Annotated in this window: 16 protein-coding genes and 1 pseudogene; 9 read left to right on the top strand and 8 right to left on the bottom strand. The window is 60.8% G+C overall.

Annotated features, from left to right (window positions below; translation table 11 throughout):
* Positions 1 to 810: 810 nt before the first annotated feature.
* The gene (locus L0U84_RS24590; protein ID WP_233853529.1) at positions 811 to 1,680 is read left to right on the top strand and encodes a hypothetical protein; all 870 of its coding nucleotides are present in this window, start codon (positions 811 to 813) and stop codon (positions 1,678 to 1,680) included.
* Between the two features lie 350 nt (positions 1,681 to 2,030).
* On the top strand, positions 2,031 to 3,482 hold the full coding sequence (locus L0U84_RS24595; protein WP_233849473.1) for an IS1182 family transposase: 1,452 nt from the start codon (positions 2,031 to 2,033) through the stop codon (positions 3,480 to 3,482).
* Between the two features lie 275 nt (positions 3,483 to 3,757).
* Here L0U84_RS24595 and L0U84_RS24600 read toward each other — a convergent pair whose 3' ends face one another.
* From L0U84_RS24600 to L0U84_RS24610, 3 genes are all read right to left on the bottom strand, one after another.
* Positions 3,758 to 4,294, bottom strand: a complete 537-nt coding sequence (locus L0U84_RS24600; protein ID WP_233853531.1) for a DUF3592 domain-containing protein — start codon at positions 4,292 to 4,294, stop codon at positions 3,758 to 3,760.
* A 349-nt stretch (positions 4,295 to 4,643) separates the two neighbouring features.
* Complete coding sequence (locus L0U84_RS24605; protein ID WP_233853533.1) at positions 4,644 to 5,090, bottom strand: type II 3-dehydroquinate dehydratase; 447 nt, start codon at positions 5,088 to 5,090, stop codon at positions 4,644 to 4,646.
* Between the two features lie 4 nt (positions 5,091 to 5,094).
* Positions 5,095 to 6,378 (bottom strand): MFS transporter, encoded by a 1,284-nt coding sequence (locus L0U84_RS24610; protein WP_233856768.1) that lies wholly within the window; start codon positions 6,376 to 6,378, stop codon positions 5,095 to 5,097.
* 187 nt (positions 6,379 to 6,565) lie between these two features.
* Between L0U84_RS24610 and L0U84_RS24615 the strand changes: the two genes are divergently transcribed.
* From L0U84_RS24615 to L0U84_RS24625, 3 genes and pseudogenes are all read left to right on the top strand, one after another.
* The gene (locus tag L0U84_RS24615; protein ID WP_233853534.1) at positions 6,566 to 7,351 is read left to right on the top strand and encodes an IclR family transcriptional regulator; all 786 of its coding nucleotides are present in this window, start codon (positions 6,566 to 6,568) and stop codon (positions 7,349 to 7,351) included.
* 430 nt (positions 7,352 to 7,781) lie between these two features.
* Positions 7,782 to 8,342: a DsbA family protein gene (locus L0U84_RS24620; protein ID WP_326491200.1), complete on the top strand. Its 561-nt coding sequence runs from the start codon at positions 7,782 to 7,784 to the stop codon at positions 8,340 to 8,342.
* 145 nt (positions 8,343 to 8,487) lie between these two features.
* A pseudogene (locus tag L0U84_RS24625) lies at positions 8,488 to 8,790 on the top strand (aldehyde dehydrogenase family protein); the annotation flags it as partial.
* Between the two features lie 73 nt (positions 8,791 to 8,863).
* Here L0U84_RS24625 and L0U84_RS24630 read toward each other — a convergent pair.
* Together L0U84_RS24630 and L0U84_RS24635 are read right to left on the bottom strand one after the other, a co-directional pair.
* Complete coding sequence (locus tag L0U84_RS24630; protein ID WP_233853539.1) at positions 8,864 to 10,036, bottom strand: thiolase family protein; 1,173 nt, start codon at positions 10,034 to 10,036, stop codon at positions 8,864 to 8,866.
* Positions 10,037 to 10,058: 22 nt separating this feature from the next.
* Entirely contained in the window at positions 10,059 to 11,360 is a 1,302-nt protein-coding gene (locus tag L0U84_RS24635; RefSeq protein WP_233853541.1) for an MFS transporter, read from the bottom strand.
* A 243-nt stretch (positions 11,361 to 11,603) separates the two neighbouring features.
* Between L0U84_RS24635 and L0U84_RS24640 the strand changes: the two genes are divergently transcribed.
* Entirely contained in the window at positions 11,604 to 12,365 is a 762-nt protein-coding gene (locus L0U84_RS24640; protein ID WP_233853543.1) for an SDR family oxidoreductase, read from the top strand.
* A gap of 11 nt (positions 12,366 to 12,376) precedes the next feature.
* The gene (locus L0U84_RS24645) at positions 12,377 to 13,180 is read left to right on the top strand and encodes an enoyl-CoA hydratase/isomerase family protein (protein WP_233853545.1); all 804 of its coding nucleotides are present in this window, start codon (positions 12,377 to 12,379) and stop codon (positions 13,178 to 13,180) included.
* Here the strand turns inward: L0U84_RS24645 and L0U84_RS24650 are convergent.
* Positions 13,177 to 14,082, bottom strand: a complete 906-nt coding sequence (locus L0U84_RS24650) for a LysR substrate-binding domain-containing protein (RefSeq protein WP_233853547.1) — start codon at positions 14,080 to 14,082, stop codon at positions 13,177 to 13,179. The two genes, L0U84_RS24645 and L0U84_RS24650, sit on opposite strands and share 4 nt — an antisense overlap.
* Positions 14,083 to 14,171: 89 nt before the next feature.
* Here L0U84_RS24650 and L0U84_RS24655 point away from each other — a divergent pair, with 89 nt between their 5' ends.
* Complete coding sequence (locus tag L0U84_RS24655; protein ID WP_233853549.1) at positions 14,172 to 16,067, top strand: CaiB/BaiF CoA-transferase family protein; 1,896 nt, start codon at positions 14,172 to 14,174, stop codon at positions 16,065 to 16,067.
* 79 nt (positions 16,068 to 16,146) lie between these two features.
* Here the strand turns inward: L0U84_RS24655 and L0U84_RS24660 are convergent, their stop codons facing one another.
* Both L0U84_RS24660 and L0U84_RS24665 read right to left on the bottom strand, forming a co-directional pair.
* Positions 16,147 to 17,496: an NAD(P)/FAD-dependent oxidoreductase gene (locus L0U84_RS24660; RefSeq protein WP_233853551.1), complete on the bottom strand. Its 1,350-nt coding sequence runs from the start codon at positions 17,494 to 17,496 to the stop codon at positions 16,147 to 16,149.
* A 49-nt stretch (positions 17,497 to 17,545) separates the two neighbouring features.
* Positions 17,546 to 17,950 (bottom strand): hypothetical protein, encoded by a 405-nt coding sequence (locus L0U84_RS24665; RefSeq protein WP_233853552.1) that lies wholly within the window; start codon positions 17,948 to 17,950, stop codon positions 17,546 to 17,548.
* A gap of 151 nt (positions 17,951 to 18,101) precedes the next feature.
* On the opposite strand from L0U84_RS24665, the gene L0U84_RS24670 reads away from it, so the two are divergent.
* On the top strand, positions 18,102 to 19,064 hold the full coding sequence (locus L0U84_RS24670; RefSeq protein WP_233853553.1) for a LysR family transcriptional regulator: 963 nt from the start codon (positions 18,102 to 18,104) through the stop codon (positions 19,062 to 19,064).
* Positions 19,065 to 19,080: the final 16 nt, after the last annotated feature.

Below are 19,080 nucleotides of genomic sequence, written 5' to 3' on the forward strand. Positions count from 1 at the left end.
GCCGGGTGCCGACTCACGCATTTTGCATACGCAGCTTCAACCTTCCGGGGCTGCGATCGGTAGCACGCGACCCTGCTCGGCCCTCCGGGTAGATCTTTCGAATGTCGGCACCGCCCTCCGTCACAGTCGTGCTTTCCAGCGCCACGTGGTCGTTCACCAGCGACGAGCTTGCGATATCAAACGTGCTAGAGAGCTGCGCAAGGTGCGTATCTGATCCGCACAGGTAATGTGCTGCTACCGAGCGCGGAAGCACACTGCTAACACACGGTCGTTTTCACAAGACGTAATAATTGGTGACTTGTTTTGAATGTGGCTGTTATTCAGAATGGCAGGGCTCACCACGTTGTTAAGCGCGCGCCTTGCGCGTCAAAGAACAATAGGCTGTAGCGGCCGAAGCCGACACCGCTCGTCGCCGAGTCAAGAATTATCAGAAAAGGGGAACAACACATGCGGATTTTTCTACGCGCAGCTATTGTGGCGTGGTGCGGCGTATTTCTAAGTGCTTGCGGAGGTGGGTCTGGAAGTTCGAGTTCGACCACATCGACGGCGTCGCCAGTTACCCCTGCGTCGTCGCCTGTTACCCTGGCGGCTGGTTCCAGTACGGTCATGACGGCAAACACTTCCGTGTACGTGCCTGCCGGGACTATCGTTACTTCGCCGAACGGTACGACCGTTACAGTTAACGGGTCCTCAGATACCATCATTACGCAGGCTGGCGCAGTTGTCACAGTTCCAGCTAATGCCACAGGTCCGGCGAACGATGTTGTCACAACCGGGCAGGCATCCAGTAGTGCTCTTTCGACGTCTGCGTTGGCGGTGACCAGCCTCGCGGGTTCGGCAACCACAAACCTGAATCCTGCCGACGGAACGGGAGCAGCCGCGGTTTTTTGGGGAGGTGGCCATCTTGCGACGGATGCGTCTGGCAACATCATCCTGTCCGATCGAGGCAATCTTCGGAAGGTCACACAGTCAGGGGTGGTCGTCACATTGGCGACTCAAGGCTCTTGGGACGGCGTTGCGATCGATCCGTCCGGCAACATTTATGGGTCGGGAAACGCCTTGGGAATTGCAGGCTCGTCAGCGACATTTGCAGCGTTGCTGCAAGAGTTCTCTGTTTCGGCCGCGTACCAGCAACTCTTCGCGAACTGGGAAAGCTCGGGCACGAATCCGATAGTCGGCTTGGGCGGTCTCGTGATGGACAGCAAAGGGGCGCTGTTTCTAGCGGACGTGGCAAACAACCGCATTGTGAAGTTTAACGTCGGCAGCAATACCTGGGCGGTTTTTGCAGGCGCTAGCGCCAGCGGCAATCAGGATGGAGTCGGCACCGCCGCGACATTCACGCTCAGTACGCAGTCCGATCTTGCAATCGACAGTAACGACAACCTTTATGTAAGAAGCGTCGATACCGTCCGTAAAGTCGCACCTGACGGCACGGTCACAACGATCGCAAGCCAGTTGCAAACCTCCGGCACGATCGCCGTGGACAAGGCGGGAAACATCTACACGTCGGGCAATCAGGTGATTAATCGTATTGCCAGCGACGGCAGCGTCGTTTCGTATCGGTTCACGAACACGACGGACTTTATTACCTCGCTGGTCGTCGACAGCAGTGGCAACCTCTATGCTGGCACGCGGGGTATCGGGGCGCAGATATTCAAGATCACGTTCCCGAATGACTGATCGTGGTTTCTGGCATGCTTGATCACGCCGATCGGAGACGCTCGTGGACATGGTGGGCAACAGTGCGTGAGAACGCCCATGTCGCCCTTGCACATTCGCGTGATGTATCAGGCATCGCCAGAGCAAGTCGCGCGAAAAGCGTACTGCCGTGTGCCTTCGCTGCCGCAGTGCCGGCCCGCGCAGCGACCGCGTTCGTCTTCTCTTCGCCCAATGGCGAGGTATCACTCAACAACAGACGTTTGTCGTGCGACCACGAACGACAGTTCCTGGCCGAGGGTGTGTAAAAACGCCCTGGTTACCTACGTCTTGGTCGCCTAGACTGGATCAACCTGTTGGCGCGAGAGGCGAAGATGGGGCGATTTGTCGAAGGTGCGGACCGCAATCAGGCGACGTTGTTGCCGGAATGCCTCGATGACTTCATCGCCGAGAACAATCCAATCAGGATTGTCGACGCATTTGTAGACGAACTCGATCTGGGTTTTCTGGGATTTGAAGGGGCCACGCCTGCAACCACGGGCCGCCCGTCGTATCACCCCGCAGTGCTGCTCAAGATCTATATCTATGGGTATCTCAATCGCGTGCAATCGAGCCGTCGTCTGGAGCGCGAGTGCCAGCGCAATGTCGAACTGATGTGGCTGACCGGCCGCCTCGCGCCGGACTTCAAGACGATTGCCGAATTCAGGCGCGGCAATGGGGAAGGCATTCGCAATGTATGCCGACGCTTCGTGATGCTATGCCGTGACCTCAAACTGTTCACGCAGGCGATCGTGGCCATCGACAGCAGCAAGTTCAAGGCGGTCAACAGTCGCGACAACAACTTCACGCCCAACAAGATCGCAAAACGTCAGGAGCAGATCGAGCAAAGTATCCAGCGCTACCTTGATGCGCTGGAGACCGCGGATCGCACTCAACCGGCCGAGATAGAAGCGAAGACCGAGCGGCTACGGGAAAAGATCGAGACGCTGCGCGAACAGATGCGCGATCTGGATCGTGCAGCACAGCTGCTGAATGATCTGCCCGAAAAGCAGGTCTCGCTAACCGATCCCGACTCGCGCTCGATGGTCTCGCAGGCCAAAGGCACCGGGATGGTCGGCTACAACGTTCAGGTCGCCGTCGATACCCGACACCATCTCATCGTGACTCACGAAGTCACGAACGTCGGCAGCGACCGCGCGCAGTTGAGCCCGATGGCGAAGGCCGCGCGCGATGCCATGGGAAAGAAGAAGATCAAGGCGCTGGCAGACCGTGGGTATTTCAGTGCACCGGAAATCAAGGCCTGCGACGATGCTGGCATTGCAGCGTTGGTACCCAAATCGCTGACGTCCGGCGCCAAGGCTGACGGGCGGTTCGACCGTGCCGACTTCATCTATATCGCCAAAGATGACCAGTACCTGTGTCCGGCGGGTGAACGGGCAATATACAGATACACCTCGGTTGAAAGTGCCAACCTGCTGAAACTGCGCACCTACTGGTGCAGTGCCTGCCCGCATTGCCCTATCAGGGACCAGTGCACGCCCGCTCCCTACCGGCGCATTCGCCGATGGGAGCACGAAGCGGTGCTGGAGGCGATGCAGCACAGGCTGGATCGCCAGATTGACGCAATGACGATACGACGCCGAACGGTCGAACACGTGTTCGGCACCCTCAAGCACTGGATGGGTTCGACCCACTTCCAGACGCGTGGGCTTGGGCGTGTTGCTGCAGAAATGAGCTTGCACGTGCTGGCATACAACCTCAAGCGTGTCATCGGGATTCTGGGATTCAAAAAGGCGATGCGGGCAATGAAGTTGGCAGGCGCGTGAACTTGAGTGCCGACGCGGCCTTACTCGTACAGCACCATCGGGCCGGCCGTCCACGTCTTGATACTACGCAGCTACGCTCCCACCGGTGCTGCACTCACCGCTCGGTCAGGACGTTTTTACACACCCTCGGCCGACCTCTGCCCGATGCGATCGACTCAGAACGGACCCTGAGCGGACCTTCGCGTAGCCAGAAAGCAGCCAATAATTTTCGGGCGGGGCCGGCCACGTGTTTCAGGACGCGGCGCTACATTGGCAAAGAGCGACTGTGGGCGGAATCAATTACCAGACGGGCGGTTTCTGAGTGCCTTATGGAGAGCGAATGCCCCGTAAATCGCGGGGGCCATACACATTGCCGCCAAGCTTAAGGTGAGCCACTCCAGAGAACTATCTGTTGCGAGGTCCAGGACGGAACGTTGCGGTTCGACGGGGTCGTAGTAGACGGTTACGGCACTTCTAACTGGCCGCGTGTATTCATCCCCTTCCGCTTGCGTTTCCGATCCGAACATATGAACGAAATAGGCGTTGCTCAGCGCAGTGCTTTCTGCCTCGTACTTTCGCCCATCTACTGAATACGAGTAGGTCCAGCCGGTCTCCCAATTGACGTGACGACTCATCGCCCGGCGAACGTATGCGGTTTCTATGATCCCGTCGGTCGATGCCCAATTTTTCTCGACATTTTGCCAATGCCAGCCGTCAAAAACTCCGTACGCCAGCCACACGCCACCTGCCGCTAGAAAAAGCGATTGCAGAACAGCTCTCTTGAGCGCCGGCCGAGCGGTCACCCTTCTCTCACTAGGTGGTAAGGCGTTCACCGGCAACTCCTTTCGATGTCCGAGTTTGGCTTTGCGGAGCGGGGCATGATCAACTGAAAGCGCTGGATTTTCACCGATTTTGTGCCGGTCGTCGAATGTCCCAAAGTGGCCGACACTCCACCTTCGATCGGAGCGCCGCATAGCTGCCTGTTGAAGACGCCGATATCAGTTCCGCAGAACGCGTACGGGAACTGGTGCCGTCGGCCAATTTCGGCTATGCGGCAGAGCCATGCGATGGTTACTCGAATGGCTGCTCCGCTCGGGATCCGGCGTAGTGCCCGAAACGCGCATGTCGACCGAAGCGGGCTCCATCGAGGAACCCTGGTGCTTCAGAAGTAGAGGAGCCGGCTCAGGTCTGGCTGCCCCACAGATCGTCGATCGCGCGGATCGCCAGCAAATATCCGTTTGCGCCAGCCCCGCAAATTACCGCGGTAGCCGCCACCGAAATCGTCGAGTGACGATATTCCTCCGAGCGTCGGTGGATGTTGGTGATATGCAATTCCACGACCGGCCGGCGCATGAGCTTGACTGCGTCGAGCACCGGAATCCGACCGAATGAAAAGCCGGCCGGATTGATGATCAGCGCGGCGTCCTGCAGGAACGCCTCCTGAATCCAGTCGATCAACTCGCTCTCGCTGTTCGTTTGGCGGAATACGCAGTCGAACTTCAGGGTGTCGGCCAGCGCGAGACAGTTCCGCTCGATGTCCTTCAGCGTGGTGCTGCCATAAAGATGAGGCTCCCTCATGCCCAGCATGTTCAGGTTGGAGCCATTGAGGATGTAGAGTTTGCGAGTCATGGTGTCAATGAGTAGAAGAGCGTTCCAGGGCGGTGTCTTTGGTTTCCCGGGATATTGCGATCATCAGGAAAGAGATCAGGTTCAGCGAGCCGCAAACCGCTACGATGGCCCACGGGGAACCGTTGAAGGCATTGAGCAGCGCCACGGCGACGATCGGCATCGGGCCGCCGGTGAGCAGGTTGGCTCCCGAGTACGACAGTGCGGAGCCCGTGTAGCGCGCCTCGGTCGGAAATGACTCGGCGAACCACACCGGCTGGATGCCGCTCTGGAACTGCGTGAAGCCGAGGAAGGCGCCCATCACGGCCATCGTCATCGCGATCGAGTTCTGGTTGAGGATCGGAAAGTAGATCAGGCAGCAGATCAGCGTGCAGAACGAGCCGATCATCAGCGCGCGTTTGCGTCCGATCCGATCGCTCAGATAACCACCTGCCAGCGCGCCCACGATGGCGCAGACATTCGCGACCATCAACAGCATGAAACCGGCCTGCTTTGGAACGCCGAGGTGTTTCGTCAGATAGCTGAGCGAGAAAACTACGATCAGATAAAACAGCGCGGCCGGGCCGCAGAAGAACAGCGTCAGGCGAAGCGCGGTGCGCCAGTGATATTTGAAGACGGTGCCGAGGGGATTGGCGGCGCGTGCGGGAGCGCCAGTCTTCCTGAGCGCCTCGAAGGCCGGTGTCTCGCTAACCTTCCTGCGGATGTAGATGCCCAGCAGCACCAGCACGAAGCTTGCGAGGAACGGGACTCGCCACCCCCATGAATCGAAGTCGTCCGACGAAAGCAACGCGGCCAGCGCAAACAGCGAGAAGTTGGCGAGAATCTGACTGAGTGGCGAGCAGATGCCAAGCAGGCCCGAATACCAACCACGCCGGTTGATAGACGCATGCTCGACCGCCATCAGTTGCGCGCCCGTCGACTCGCCGCCAAGCGCGAAACCCTGGATGATGCGCAGCGTCACCAGCAACGTCGGCGCGAGGATGCCGACCTGATGGTAAGTGGGCAGCAGTCCCATCAGGAACGATGACGCTCCCATCACCGATACGGTGATGAGCATCAGTTTGCGGCGCCCCCAACGGTCGCCGAGCATTCCGCAGATCACCGCGCCCAGCGGCCGCGCGGCGAGCCCCGCCCAGAAACTGGCCAACGACGCGAGCAGCGAGGCGGTCGGGTCCAGCGACGGGAAAAACAGCTTTGGAAAGATCGTGGCCGCGACCACGCCATATAGCGCGAAGTCGAACCATTCGAGCGCCGTTCCAACGGTCGCGCCTGCCACCGCCCGACGCGCCATCAAGTGAGCCTGCGCGGACTGTTCTTCCGCTGCGAGGCCCGAATCAGCACAAAATGACATGATGTCTCCTGAGTTCTCCATGTGTCGAAACGTTCGTTTCTGTCGACGAACAAGTGCTATTGTTTGCGCTCAAAAAGCGAGGCGTTCCGCACCGGAACTGTATTTCACCTAATGAAAAGCGCGCGAAATGTCACTCAAAAACGGCCTGAGAATTCTTGATTTCCTGGCGTCGCAAGCCGAAGGCGCGGGCCTCCTGGCAATTGCCGACGCTTTGTCGCTGCCCCGCAGCACGTGCCATCGCGTGCTCGCCGAGCTCATCGAAGGCGGCTATGTCAGGCAACTGGTCGATCAAAGCCGCTACATTCTGACCATGCGCATGACGTCGAACGGCCTTGAATTCCTGAGCCTGACGGGCATCGCGGATATCGCCCAACCCATCATCGAACGCGTCGCCGCGCAGACAGGTGAGCTGGCGCGGCTGTCGCTCGTGGACGGCGAAGCAATCATCTGGGTGGGGAAGGCGGACGGACAGCGCATCGGCTTCCGCTACGATCCTGACATGGGCCAGGCAGCGCGACTTTCATGCACGTCGACCGGACACGCATGGCTCATGACGATGACCGACGAACACGCGGCCGCGCTGGTTTTGAAGCAGGGTTTTGGACAGCCGAACGAGTTCGGACCCAATGCGCCGACGACGCTCAAAGCGCTGCTGGGTTTCCTGCACGCTGCGCGCGTGCGTGGCTATGCGATGATCGACGAGGTGTTTGCGCCGCGCATGTCGGCGGTGGCGGCGCCTGTGGTGAGCGGCTCGCGCTGCGTCGGCGTCATTAGTCTGGCCGGTCCGCGGGTCCGACTGACGACCGAAAAGATTCACGAGTACTCGATACTGCTGCGCGAGGCGGCGAATGAGCTGGCTCAGCTGAGCAATATGGCCGGATTCCCGAGTCGGCCGCCGCTCGGCAAGGGATGAAGAGAGACAGGAATGCCAGTGAGACGCCAAAACATGCTCACACGTTGCATCGACAGTCCATGAGCCGATTGAGCATCTTCGTGAGACGCGCCGACATCAACGGCGCGGCAATCACGTTCCGTGCAGATGTGACCCATTCAAAACTTCCCCAGTGCTTCCGATAAGAATAAATCGCTCTGGGGACTCCGACCGCAATCTTTACCCGGTGTAACAACAGATATTCGGACCTCGATGTTCAAAGGTTCGCGCCTGGATCATATAGTCGCTCGCATGGCTGCAGGCCTTTTGCGCAGCTCTTCCATGCGTATCCCAGGTGGGACTGAGGGATATCTTTTGAACGGGGTAATGAATGAAACTTATCTATGTCGGCGATCCGATGTGTTCGTGGTGCTATGGCTTCGGGCAAGAGCTTTCCGCACTGAGCGCACGTGTGCCGGATCTCGATCTCGAGATCGTCGTGGGTGGCCTGCGTGCCGGTGCAACCGACCTGTTGGACGAAGCCGGCAAGCGCTTCAGGCTTCCGCATTGGAAGCGGGTCGAGGAGCTGAGCGGTTTGCCGTTCAACCGCGAGGCATTCATGGCGCGAGAAGGCTTTGTCTACGATACCGAGCCGGTGTGCCGGGCAGTCGTGGCAGCGCGACGGATTGCCGGCGACAAAGGCTTGCTCGACGTATTCCGCACGCTTCAACATGGGTTTTACGTCGAAGGCCTGGACACGACCGATGGCCGCGTGCTGGCCGGCATTGCCGTAAAGGCGCTGCATGCCAACGGCGTTGCGGTGAGCATCGATGAGTTCTACCAGACGTGGGCGGCCGCAGAAACGATCGAAGAAGCCCAGCGCGACTTCGCGCGTGCGCGAGCACTTGGCGTGACTTCGTTCCCCACGTTGCTCCTTGAAAACGACGGTCAGGTCTTTGCGGTGGGCGCCGGATACGCGAGTGTTGATGCGCTCGAGCACGAGCTCAGCCAACTGGAGTCGAAGCTCCAGTGAAGCGTGAGGCGAATGCGCTTGCACAACGTCCCAACGTTTGGAAGAAAGTCTCGCGACGGCCTTGCCGACGGATGCCAGCGTAGACGAAGTGCCGCAGGGCGATCTGGCCACCGCCAAACTGTTTGGCGAGCGCGTAGCGGGCGCCGTGCGCCGTCACGAACTGGGCAATTGCGTCACCCTGTTCACGGCCGATGGCGCAGCAGCACGCACGTTTACCCGGCAGATTCAAATCGGCATGGTGGGCATCAACGTGCCGAGTCCGGTGCCGTCGGCGTGGCATTCTTTCGGCGGCTGGAAGCGCTCGCTGTTTGGCGATCACCACGCATATGGTGAGGAATCGGTGCGTTTCTACACGCGCTACAAGAGCGTCATGCAGCGCTGGCCCGACAGCATTGCCAAAGGCGCGGAATTCGCGATGCCCGCGGCCCAGACTGCTGAATCAGCCTGACCGCTGTCAGGCTGACCACGCACTTGCAAGATGGGGCAGCCGTACGTCGCGCGCATCCGGCTCCCCGTCAGACTTACAAGGACAGGATTGTCACCAACGCCACCGCGGAATCTCCCGCGAGCTGACCGCCGTTGTTCTCGGCAAGCGCGACGCGCGCGCCCGGACGCTGCCGCGCGCCCGCTTTGCCGCGCAATTGCTGCGTGAGTTCGACGATCTGCGCCACGCCTGTCGCGCCCACCGGATGACCGCGCGACAGCAGCCCACCGCTCGGATTCACCGACACGCGTCCGCCGATATCAGTGTCGCCGGAGCGGATCAGCTTCGGGGCATCGCCGGGGTCGCACAAGCCCAGGTTCTCGTAGTGGATCAATTCGGCGGGCGCGGATGCGTCATGCAATTCGACGACATGCACGTCTTCAGGTCCGATGCCCGCCGCCTCATACGCCTCTCTCGCCGCACGCACGGCCACTAGTTCGCCCGAGCCATCGGCCTTGGCGGAGACGATCGACGTCGCGCGAATGAACACGGGCTGTATGTCGTGCTTGCGCGCATAGTCCTCGGAGCAGATGAAGAGCGCAGCGCCCCCGTCTCCGATCGACGAACACATGAACAGCGTCAGCGGATCACTGACCATACGGCTCGCGAGCACTTCTTCAACGCTCGTCTCCTTGCGAAATTGCGCGACCGGATTCAGCGATCCTGCCCGGCGGCTCTTGACGACGACGCGCGCGAAATCGCTGGCATCCGCACCGGTCTTATCCATCCACTTGCGGGCTTTCGCCGCATAGAGATCCATGAAGAGCGATCCTGTGCCTGTCGTCACGCCTTCCGGCAGCGGTTCTTCGAGGTCGACGGCCTTGGCGAACGCGCCGAACGAAATCGCCTTGTCCTCATGCGAAAGCTTTTCGACGCCGACGACCAGCGCCGTTTCCGCCTGCCCCGATGCAACCGACCACCACGCCAGATTCAGCGCCGAACTGCCCGAGGCGCACGCGTTTTCGACGTTGAACATCGGTTTGCCGTCGAGTCCCGTGTTGCGCAACGAGGCTTGCGCGCGAATCATTTCCTGCCCCGTTACAACGCCCGCGGCCGCGTTGCCGAAGAAAATCCGCTCTACGTCGTTCGCACTGACACGCGCATCCTTGAGAGCGAGCGCTACCGCTTCCTCGGAAAGCGACTTCAGATTGCGGTCGAGGAACTTTCCAAATGACGTCATGCCGACGCCGCCAATGACTACTTTTCGCATTGCTGCCTCCAGTCAGTAAACGTTAATCGAGGATCTTTCCGCGCGTTTCAGGCATGCGCGCATACACGACGAAGCCCACGACGCACACGGCTGCCACATAGGCCCACAGATACTGTGCGAGGCCAGAGTTCGACATGGCGGTGACGATGTAGGGCAGCGTGCCGCCAAAGAGCGCCGCCGATATCGCATAAGGCAGCGCGACACCGGTTGCGCGCACGTGCGCGGGAAACTGTTCGGCCATGACCGTCGCACACGTGGCCGCGAATCCCGACGACAGCACCATGCCGATGGTGACGATGACGGTCGCATTCCAGAAGTCGTTCGACAGCAGGCTCAACGCGGGCCATGCGAACAGCGCGGAACCACCGGCGAACACCAGCAGAACCGGCTTGCGACCGATGCGATCCGACAACATGCCGATCAGCGGAATCGCAATCAGCGATACGACGATTGAAATCACGCTTGCACGAAACCCGGCGGAAAGCGGCAGACCGGTGCGCAAATGCGCAAGCGTCGGGAACAGCACGAGCCAGAGATAGATGCACAGGTTGCCCGCCATCGCGATGCCCACCACGCGCAACGCCGCGCGCCGATGTTCGCGGATGATCGAGATGAACGGATGCCGCACGTGAGCGTGCTTCGCGACCTTCTTGAAGGCATCGGTTTCAGCGATCGTGAGCCGCACCCACAGCGCGACGAATCCCATCATGCCCGCGATGCCGAATGCGACGCGCCAGCCATAATCCGCCATGCCGGACGGCTCGATGAACGACGTCAGCAGCGCGCCGATCGATGCAGCCACGAGCACGCCGGCGTTGACCGCGAAGTGCTGCCACGAACCGGCGAAGCCGCGCCGCGATGGCGCGGACGATTCGATCAGAAACGTCGATGCCGAGCCGAACTCGCCGCCCGCGGCGAACCCTTGCACGAGTCGCGCAAGCACGAGGATGAGCGGCGCAGCGAAGCCGATCGACCGGTAACCCGGACACACGGCGATGACGAGCGAGCTTCCAGCCATCAACGCCACAGATAGCGCAAGGCCGTTCTTGCGGCCGTGACGATCCGCGTAAGCGCCGAGCAGCGCACCGCCGATTGGCCGCATCACGAAGCCGACCGCGAACACCGCGAACGCCGACAACAACGACACGCGTTCGTCATGCGCAGGAAAGAAGTGTCGCGAGAACAGAGCGGCGAAAGTCGCGTAAATGATCCAGTCGGTGAACTCGACGACGGTGCCGAGCGTCGCCGCCACGATCGCTCGTTTCTGAGCGCGTGTGAGCGTCGCGGTGGGCGGCTCTGTAACGCTCGGTAGGGTGGTTTCCATGCTTGTCTCCGTGTCTGTCGATGGGAACGTGCTCCGTGGCACATGGACGCATCCTAGGTTTGCGGGGGCGCGTCCCGCAAACGACTTTTTCTGCGTCTTCGATTGATTTTTTCTGTATCGAACTCGCTGTTCTCGATTGACTGCAAGTCAATCGAAGTCTCGAAAAAAGTCGTTTGAAGCGGGTGGGCGCGCGCCCTAGCATGGAATCCACAGTTTGCTGACAGCACTCCACGGAGACATTTCATGAACGCATTTACTCACTCAGCCGAAGTCGCGATCGTCACGGGAGGCGCGAAAGGTATCGGCTTCGGTATTGCGCAGGCTTTGGCGCGTGGCGGGCGACGCATCGCACTGTTCGATCTCGATCGCACAGCGCTCGATGAGGCAACGACCGAACTCGCGACTGCGGACGTCGAGGTAATTGGGCTGGCGGTCGACGTGACCAACAGCGAGTCCGTCAATCAGGCCGTCGATGCAGTGTTCCAGCGCTTTGGACGCATCGAAATTCTGGTGAACAACGCGGGCATCGTGCGTGACAAGCGCATCACGAAGATGAGTGATGAAGATTGGGACATGGTCATCGACGTGAACCTGAAGTCGCAGTTCCTGTGCTGTCGCGCGGTGCTCGCGCATATGGCGACGGCGCGCTATGGACGCATCGTCAATATTGCATCGCGGGCGTGGCTCGGCGGAGTGGGGCAGTCGAACTATTCGGCGTCCAAAGGCGGCGTCGTGAGTCTCACGCGCAGTCTCGCGCTCGAATGGGCCAGTGCGGGCATCACGGTCAATGCGGTTGCGCCGGGCATCGTCGATACGCCTCTTTTCCGTACCTTCGATGCCGCACTTCAGGAACGCTTGCAGAAATCCGTGCCTGTACAACGCATCGGTACGCCCGCCGATATCGCCCACGCGGTGTCGTTCTTCGCGCAGCGTGAAGCGTCGTATATCACCGGGCAGACGCTCTATGTGTGCGGCGGGCGTTCGTTGTCCTCGCCAAGCGTTTGACGGAGTTCATCATGACCATTCACTACAGCAGGTCCGAGCATGTCGCGATCGTCACGCTCGATCGCCCCGAAGCGCTCAACGCACTCGACCTCGACAGCCTCAGGGCACTGCGCGCCGCTCTCGCCACGGCACGCGACGACGACGATGTGCGTGCAATCGTCCTCACAGGCTCAGGGAACAAGTCCTTCTGCGTGGGCGCGGATCTCAAGAACACGCTGCCGCCCGAAACGAGCTTTTCCTCTTCGTTCGTGAGACCGATCGACCGTGCCGCCGCCGAAGGCATCTATGTGCGGATGATGGATCTCACGACCTTGCGTCTCTTCAAGCCGGTGATCGCCGCGATCAACGGCTATTGCCTCGGCGGCGGACTCGAAATCGCGTTGCAATGTGATCTGCGGATCGCAACGGATAACGCGGTGTTCGGCTTGCCGGAACCGGTCGTCGCGAGCATTCCGGCGGTGTGCGGCATTCAGGCGCTGCAAAAAGCCGTGCCGTCCGCGATCGCGATGAAGATGCTGTACACCGGATTGCGTATCGACGCGGCTTACGCGGAACGCGTCGGTCTCGTGTCCGATGTGGCCGAGCCATCCGCGCTGATGGACAAAGCGCTGCAGATCGCCACCACGATCGCGGCGAATGGTCCGCTTGCCGTGCAGATGATCAAGAAGATCGTCGAGACAAGCAGTAACGTGCCCCTCGCGCAGGCGATCGAATTCACGGAACTCGCGTGGGGAGCGATGCGCGATTCGGAAGATCGCGTCGAAGGACGCAAGGCGTTCGCCGAGAAGCGCAGTCCGTGCTTCAAAGGGCGTTAAGCATCGGGAGATGCCGCGCTCACGGCAAGCAGCCAGTCACGAAACGCGGCGAACTCGGGCTTCTGCAGATGTTTGTGTGGATACACGAGGTAGTACGTGAACGCACCGAGATCGAGGATGAACGAGAAGGGCATGACGAGCGTGCCGTCGCGAAGCTGGTTGGCAACGAGCACGCGCTGCGCGATCGCAACGCCGTGCCCCTGCATCGCCGCGGCGTAGGCGAGCACCGAGCTTTCGTAACTGAGCCCGCCCAAAGGATTCACGCCGCGCACGCCGGCTTCAGCGAGCCATTTCGCCCAGTCTTCGCGACGCGCGAGGGAATGCAGAAGCGTCACATTGGAGAGCGTTTCGGGCGAAGCGTCGTTGAGATCGGGATGCGCGCGCAGAAAGTCAGGGCTGCACACGGGCACGAGTTCGTTCGGCACGAGGCGATCCGAGCCGATATCGGATGACGGTGCATGCGACAGGCGAATCGCGCCATCGACATCTTCGGCGTTGAAGTCGACCGGCTGCAACGATGTCGTGAAGATGACCTCGACATCCGGATGCTCGCGATGAAACGTCGACAGACGCGGCAGCAGCCAGTTCATCGCGAACGTCGTGTAGCCGCGGATCTTGAGCGTGCGACGGCGACGCGCCTCGGTGAGATTGATCGTCGCGGTTCGCATGGTTTCGAAGCCCCGCACGATGTCGGCGAGGTAGCGCACACCTACCGGCGTCAGCGTCATCGAACGATGCCCGCGCTCGAACAACTGCACGCCGAGCTGATCTTCGAGCAGCTTGATTTGTCGACTCACGGCAGCGGGCGTGACGTTCAGTTCATTGGCCGCGAGTTGCACGCTCAGCAGTCGGCCGCAGACTTCGAAGGCTCGCAGCGCGTTGAGTGAGGGAAGGGTTCGCATCGAAAAATGGTAACACGCGCTCAATGCGCCGCCTGCCGGGGTTGATACGTATTCGGGCGCGCGGTTTCACATCAGCAAAGGAGAAAGACATGTTCAATGGTATGCGGATTCTTGCGTCGGGCACGCGCGAAGCCGTCGAATTGAGCGCGGCGGTACTCGCGCAGGCGGGAGCGCAGATTGCGTTCGCTGATGAGGTGACGATGGATGATGCGGCGTACGACGTGATCATCGTATCGTCGGATACGTGCAGTGTGGAGCAGAGGCGTGAGATCGCGCGGCTCAAGGCATCGGGCGAGACGATCGTGTGCGACATCACAGCAATGGGTCCGCAGCACGCGGGCGAATTCACTGCGTATTCCGACGCGCAAATCCAGGCAATGAGCGGACTCATGGACACGACCGGTTTTGCGCATAGCGGACCAGTTCATATCGGCGTGCCGTTCACGGAAATTTCAGCGGCGCTCTATGCGTCGGCGACGATCGCCGCGGCGCTGCGGGTCAGGCGCGTCTGCGGTCTGAATCAACATATCGACGTGAGTCTGTTCGGCTGCGCCCTCGGCGCGCTCACGACGTTTCTTCCCGCAGCGTTCGCGGGCGATCCGGTCGAACGTGTGGGCAATCGGCATCCTTCCTGCGCCCCCTGGAACGCGTACGGAACGCGCGACGGGTGGATTCTCATTTGCACGAGCACGGAAGATCAATGGCGCAAGATCAAGAACGCAGCCGGTATTCCCGATCTCGACGATGCACGCTTCTCGACTTTGGGAGGGCGCGTTCGCTACGTCGACGAGCTCGATGCTTTGCTCGAAGCGTGGACATCGACGATGACGACATCAGAATGCGCTTCGATTTGCGAGCGCATTGGCGTCGCGGCGGGACCGATCGTGTCCGTCGAAGGTCTGGCGCATGAGCCGAACTTTGCTTTGCGTCATGAAGAAGTGGCCGCGCGGATGATGACAGCGGGGATCGATAGCGGCACGTATCGGTACGTCTCGTTGTTTCGCGAGTCTCGATTGTCGAGCCGCGCGCATGCGTGCGCGAGCAAGTGCGACGGCTTTAACCTCGGAACAGGCCCGCTCGGTGGCGTGAAGGTGGTCGAAATCGGTCAATACACGACCGCGCCGCTCGTCGGCAAACACCTCGCGGCACTTGGCGCGGATGTCGTGAAGATCGAGGCTCCGGGAGGCGAGGTTTCTCGCACATGGTCACCGGGACAGCACGGGACGAGCTATTTCTTCGCGCTCAACAATACGGACAAGCGAACGATATCGCTCGATCTGAAGGACGAAGACGACTGTGCGCATTTGAGGACGCTGCTCGCGGCCGCCGACGTGCTGATCGAAAATTTGCGACCCGGCGCACTCGCAAAGTTGGGCTTCGATCGCCGTGCGCTCGCCGATGTCAATCCGCGGCTGATCTATTGCTCGATCTCCGGCTTCGGCATCGATACCGCGTATCCATCGCGGCCCGCGTTCGATACCGTGATTCAGGCGATGGGCGGTCTGATGGATCTCACGCGCAGCGATGGACAGCCCGTCAAGATCGGTGCATCGGCAGCCGACATTCTCGGCGGTCAGGCAGCGCTCTTCGCGGTCGTCGCGCGACTGGCGGCACCGTCGGGCGACGAGGGTAAGTTCCTCGAGATCGCGATGCAGGATGTTGCAGCATGGTGCGCGCTCTATGCCGCAGGAAATCGGCGGGCGGCGCGCGTGACTTCAAGCGACGTGGTGCGCGTTCAGGCGTTGATGCAAGATGCGCTGTTTCGCAATGACGCACTGAGCACCACGACGGATCCGGACGGAAATTCGTGGCCAGTGGTTAAGCTGCCGTATCAGCATTCACTGACACCAGCGCGCGTGCGCGAGGTGCCCGGAGCGCCAGAGCGCCCGATGCATCGGACATCGGCGCAGCTCTCGAGTGAGCGGGAAGAGCTGTCCGCCCTGGAGGAGGCGGGGAGGAGGCAACAGGTGAGAGCCAGGCCATGACGGGCGTATTTGATGCGACCACTACGCTGATGCCGGCCGTAGCGGCGGCGAGTTCAGATCGTCGCCGCTACGGCATGTCTCAGTTCAGCTTCACCGTAGGCCGGACCCGCTCCCGCAACCACTGGCTTGCAGAGTACATCACCGCGCGCCTGATCCCTGTCAGCCCGATGATGTGCCGCCTGTATAGGTGCTTGTAACAGGACGCGGCAAACCAGCCGTCGATGAACACAGGCCCGCGCAGCAGTTCGCTCATCAGCGCGCCTGCCGCACCGGCCTGCCCGAATGAAATGAGCGTGCCCTGATCCCGATACGAAAAGAGCGGGATGGACTGGTGCTTCAAACGTCTCGTCAGGGCATCGTGCAGATACACCGCCTGTTGCCAGGCAGCCTGGGCGCGTGGCGGCACGAGTGCGTCGTCTCCACGCGCCGAGCACGCGGCGCAATCGCCCATCGCGTAGATGCCCGATTCAGGATCGACCCGCAGCATGCGGTCGACAGAAACTTGCCCAAGACGATTCAACTCGAACGCACCCAGAGCTTTCAGAATGGGAGGCCCTTCGACGCCAGCGGCCCATATCGTGACGTCACTGCGTAATGCGTGACCCTCGCCCACGACGACCGATTCCGCGTCGACTGAACGGACCCGCGTTTCGGTGTGCACTTCGACGCCCAGGCTCGACAGTACATCGTGGGCGCGCGCCGAAATCCGTTCCGGTAGGGCAGGCAACACGCGCTGCGCGCCCTCGAGCAAGCGGATGCGAACGTCGCGCGCCGGATCGAGCGAGGGCAGGTGGTAGTCATGCAGCATCTGCGCGAGGCTGCGCAAGGAAGCAGATAGTTCGACGCCGGTGGCGCCGGCGCCAATCACCGTCACACACACCGGTTCCTTGACGGATTGCGACGACGACTGCTGTGCATGGCCCGCACGCAGCAGGCTCGACAGAAGCCGTCTGCGAAACGCCTCGGCCTGATCGACCGTCTCCAGCGTCAGTGCGTATTCCTCAGCACCGGGCACAGAGAAAAAATTCGTGACGCTGCCAAGCGCGAGCACCAGCGTATCGAAGCCAATCGACCGACGCTGAAGCAGAGGCTGGCCGTCCGCGCCGCTGGTTTCGTCGATGACGATCTCGCGGCGCTCGCGATCGATGCTTCGCAGTCCGCCGCGCTCGAAGCGATAGTGATTCCACTTCGCGTGCGCGGCATATTCGATCTGATGACTCGATGCATCGATCTGACCCGCGGCGACCTCATGCAACAAGGGCTTCCAGAAGTGAGCGGGATTCCGGTCGACTAGCACGACCTGTGCGCGACCTTCCTTGCCAACGCCGTTGCCGAGTCGCGTGGCGAGTTCGAGTCCGGCCGCGCCGCCGCCAACGATGACGATTCGATGAGGCGTTTCAAGCGTGTTTGTCTTGCGATGGATGGCCATGCTATTTCTCCCTGAAAGTCTCTGGAGCGCCTGCTGGTAGATCCGATATCTACGGGGATGCGTGAAGCAGCGCGTCGTTCAGGTGTACGCAATGCGCGATGCCGAACGCGCGTGCCTCCGCGAGCTCATGCTCGCTGCTACCGAGCGCCATCACACGATGGGGTGACGTTTCGAGCGTGTGAACCGCAATCGCATAACGATCGCTGCATGGTTGCGATGCGAGGATCGCCGAGAACCACGTGATGCCGTCTTCGCCGAGTGCGTCGCTGATGACGCTGTTCAGACTCTCAGCGTTCATGTCGCTCACCAGCAGCAGCGGATAGCCGTCGTCCCTGATGCGTTGAAGCAGGCTTTTAATTGCATCGCCCTGTTCGTTCCGTTGTGCCGGATCGCGCGGGGCGGCCAGCGCCGACCAGACGTGATCCATGTTTGCAACGATTGCGTCGATTGCCATTGCGAGTCTCCATGTTGTGCGACTGCGAGCGATACCTGCACGTCGTGTCAGGCACCAAAGCTGTCCTTGACGAGTTGTTGAATGGAAATATAAGGTGCTCACTATTATTTGCACTATTGAGTATTTATATCCAAAACATAAGGTTTTGCTAATGTTAAAGACGACCACCTTTCGTCAGCTGAAAACACTGCAGACCGTGGCCCGCGTGGGCAGCATCTCCGGCGCGGCGGTGGAATTGCATCTCACCCAGCCGGCCGTATCGCTACAGGTCTCGCAGCTGGCCGAGGCTGCGGGTACGGCGCTGCTGCGCAGGGCGGGGCGCGAAGTCAAGCTCACCGCGGCCGGTGAGGTGATGGTGCGCTACGCCAACGAGATCCTGAGTGTGTGGAACGAGGCGGGCGAGGAGATCGCCGCACTGCGTGGAGAGCTGGGCGGAACCTTGCGCATCGGCGCGATCACGACTGCGGAATACCTCGTGCCGCCGCTGCTGGTTCGGTTCATGAAGGCCCGGCCCGACGTGAAGCTGCAGTTCCGGATCGGCAATCGCGACGAAATCGTTCGCATGCTCTCAACGAATGAAATCGATCTCGCGATCATGGGCCGCCAGCCTCGTGAACTGCGCACGCATGCCGCCGCATTCGCCAGACATCCGATGGGATTCGTCGCGGCACCTTCGCATCCGCTGATGCATACCAGGCGGGTGCAGCTGGCCGATCTGGAAGCGGCGAACCTGCTGGTTCGGGAGCGGGGCTCAGGCACCCGGGTTGCGGTCGAAGCGATCTTCAAGGCGCAGGGGTTGAAGGTGCATGCGGCGTCGGAGTTGTCTAGCAACGAGGCGATCAAGCAGCTGGTCGAAGCGGGGCTCGGTGTCGCGTTCCTGTCGTTGCATGCCTGCGCGCTGGAGTTTCAGGCCGGTCTTCTGGCGTTGCTGCCGGTGCCGGATACGCCGATCGAACTGGCGTGGAACGTCATCCATGTGTCGGACCGGCGCTTGCCGCACGTAGCGACAGCGTTTCGCGATTTTCTGGTCGAGTCGGGGTCTGCTGCTGGACATGCCGGCACGGATGCAGCCGCTGCGCGAAAGCGGGGCGGCAGGAAGGTTGCACCAGCATAGTGGTCGCTGGTGCCCT

This window comes from Paraburkholderia sp. HD33-4 (assembly GCF_021390635.1).
Lineage (GTDB): Bacteria > Pseudomonadota > Gammaproteobacteria > Burkholderiales > Burkholderiaceae > Paraburkholderia.

Coding starts and splice junctions, on each gene's coding strand:
- L0U84_RS24595 (WP_233849473.1), top strand. CDS start 2,031: ATGGGGCGATTTGTCGAAGGTGCGGACCGCAATCAGGCGACGTTGTTG.
- L0U84_RS24605 (WP_233853533.1), bottom strand. CDS start 5,090: ATGACTCGCAAACTCTACATCCTCAATGGCTCCAACCTGAACATGCTG.
- L0U84_RS24610 (WP_233856768.1), bottom strand. CDS start 6,378: ATGGCGCGTCGGGCGGTGGCAGGCGCGACCGTTGGAACGGCGCTCGAA.
- L0U84_RS24615 (WP_233853534.1), top strand. CDS start 6,566: ATGTCACTCAAAAACGGCCTGAGAATTCTTGATTTCCTGGCGTCGCAA.
- L0U84_RS24630 (WP_233853539.1), bottom strand. CDS start 10,036: ATGCGAAAAGTAGTCATTGGCGGCGTCGGCATGACGTCATTTGGAAAG.
- L0U84_RS24635 (WP_233853541.1), bottom strand. CDS start 11,360: ATGGAAACCACCCTACCGAGCGTTACAGAGCCGCCCACCGCGACGCTC.
- L0U84_RS24640 (WP_233853543.1), top strand. CDS start 11,604: ATGAACGCATTTACTCACTCAGCCGAAGTCGCGATCGTCACGGGAGGC.
- L0U84_RS24645 (WP_233853545.1), top strand. CDS start 12,377: ATGACCATTCACTACAGCAGGTCCGAGCATGTCGCGATCGTCACGCTC.
- L0U84_RS24650 (WP_233853547.1), bottom strand. CDS start 14,082: ATGCGAACCCTTCCCTCACTCAACGCGCTGCGAGCCTTCGAAGTCTGC.
- L0U84_RS24655 (WP_233853549.1), top strand. CDS start 14,172: ATGTTCAATGGTATGCGGATTCTTGCGTCGGGCACGCGCGAAGCCGTC.
- L0U84_RS24660 (WP_233853551.1), bottom strand. CDS start 17,496: ATGGCCATCCATCGCAAGACAAACACGCTTGAAACGCCTCATCGAATC.
- L0U84_RS24665 (WP_233853552.1), bottom strand. CDS start 17,950: ATGGCAATCGACGCAATCGTTGCAAACATGGATCACGTCTGGTCGGCG.
- L0U84_RS24670 (WP_233853553.1), top strand. CDS start 18,102: ATGTTAAAGACGACCACCTTTCGTCAGCTGAAAACACTGCAGACCGTG.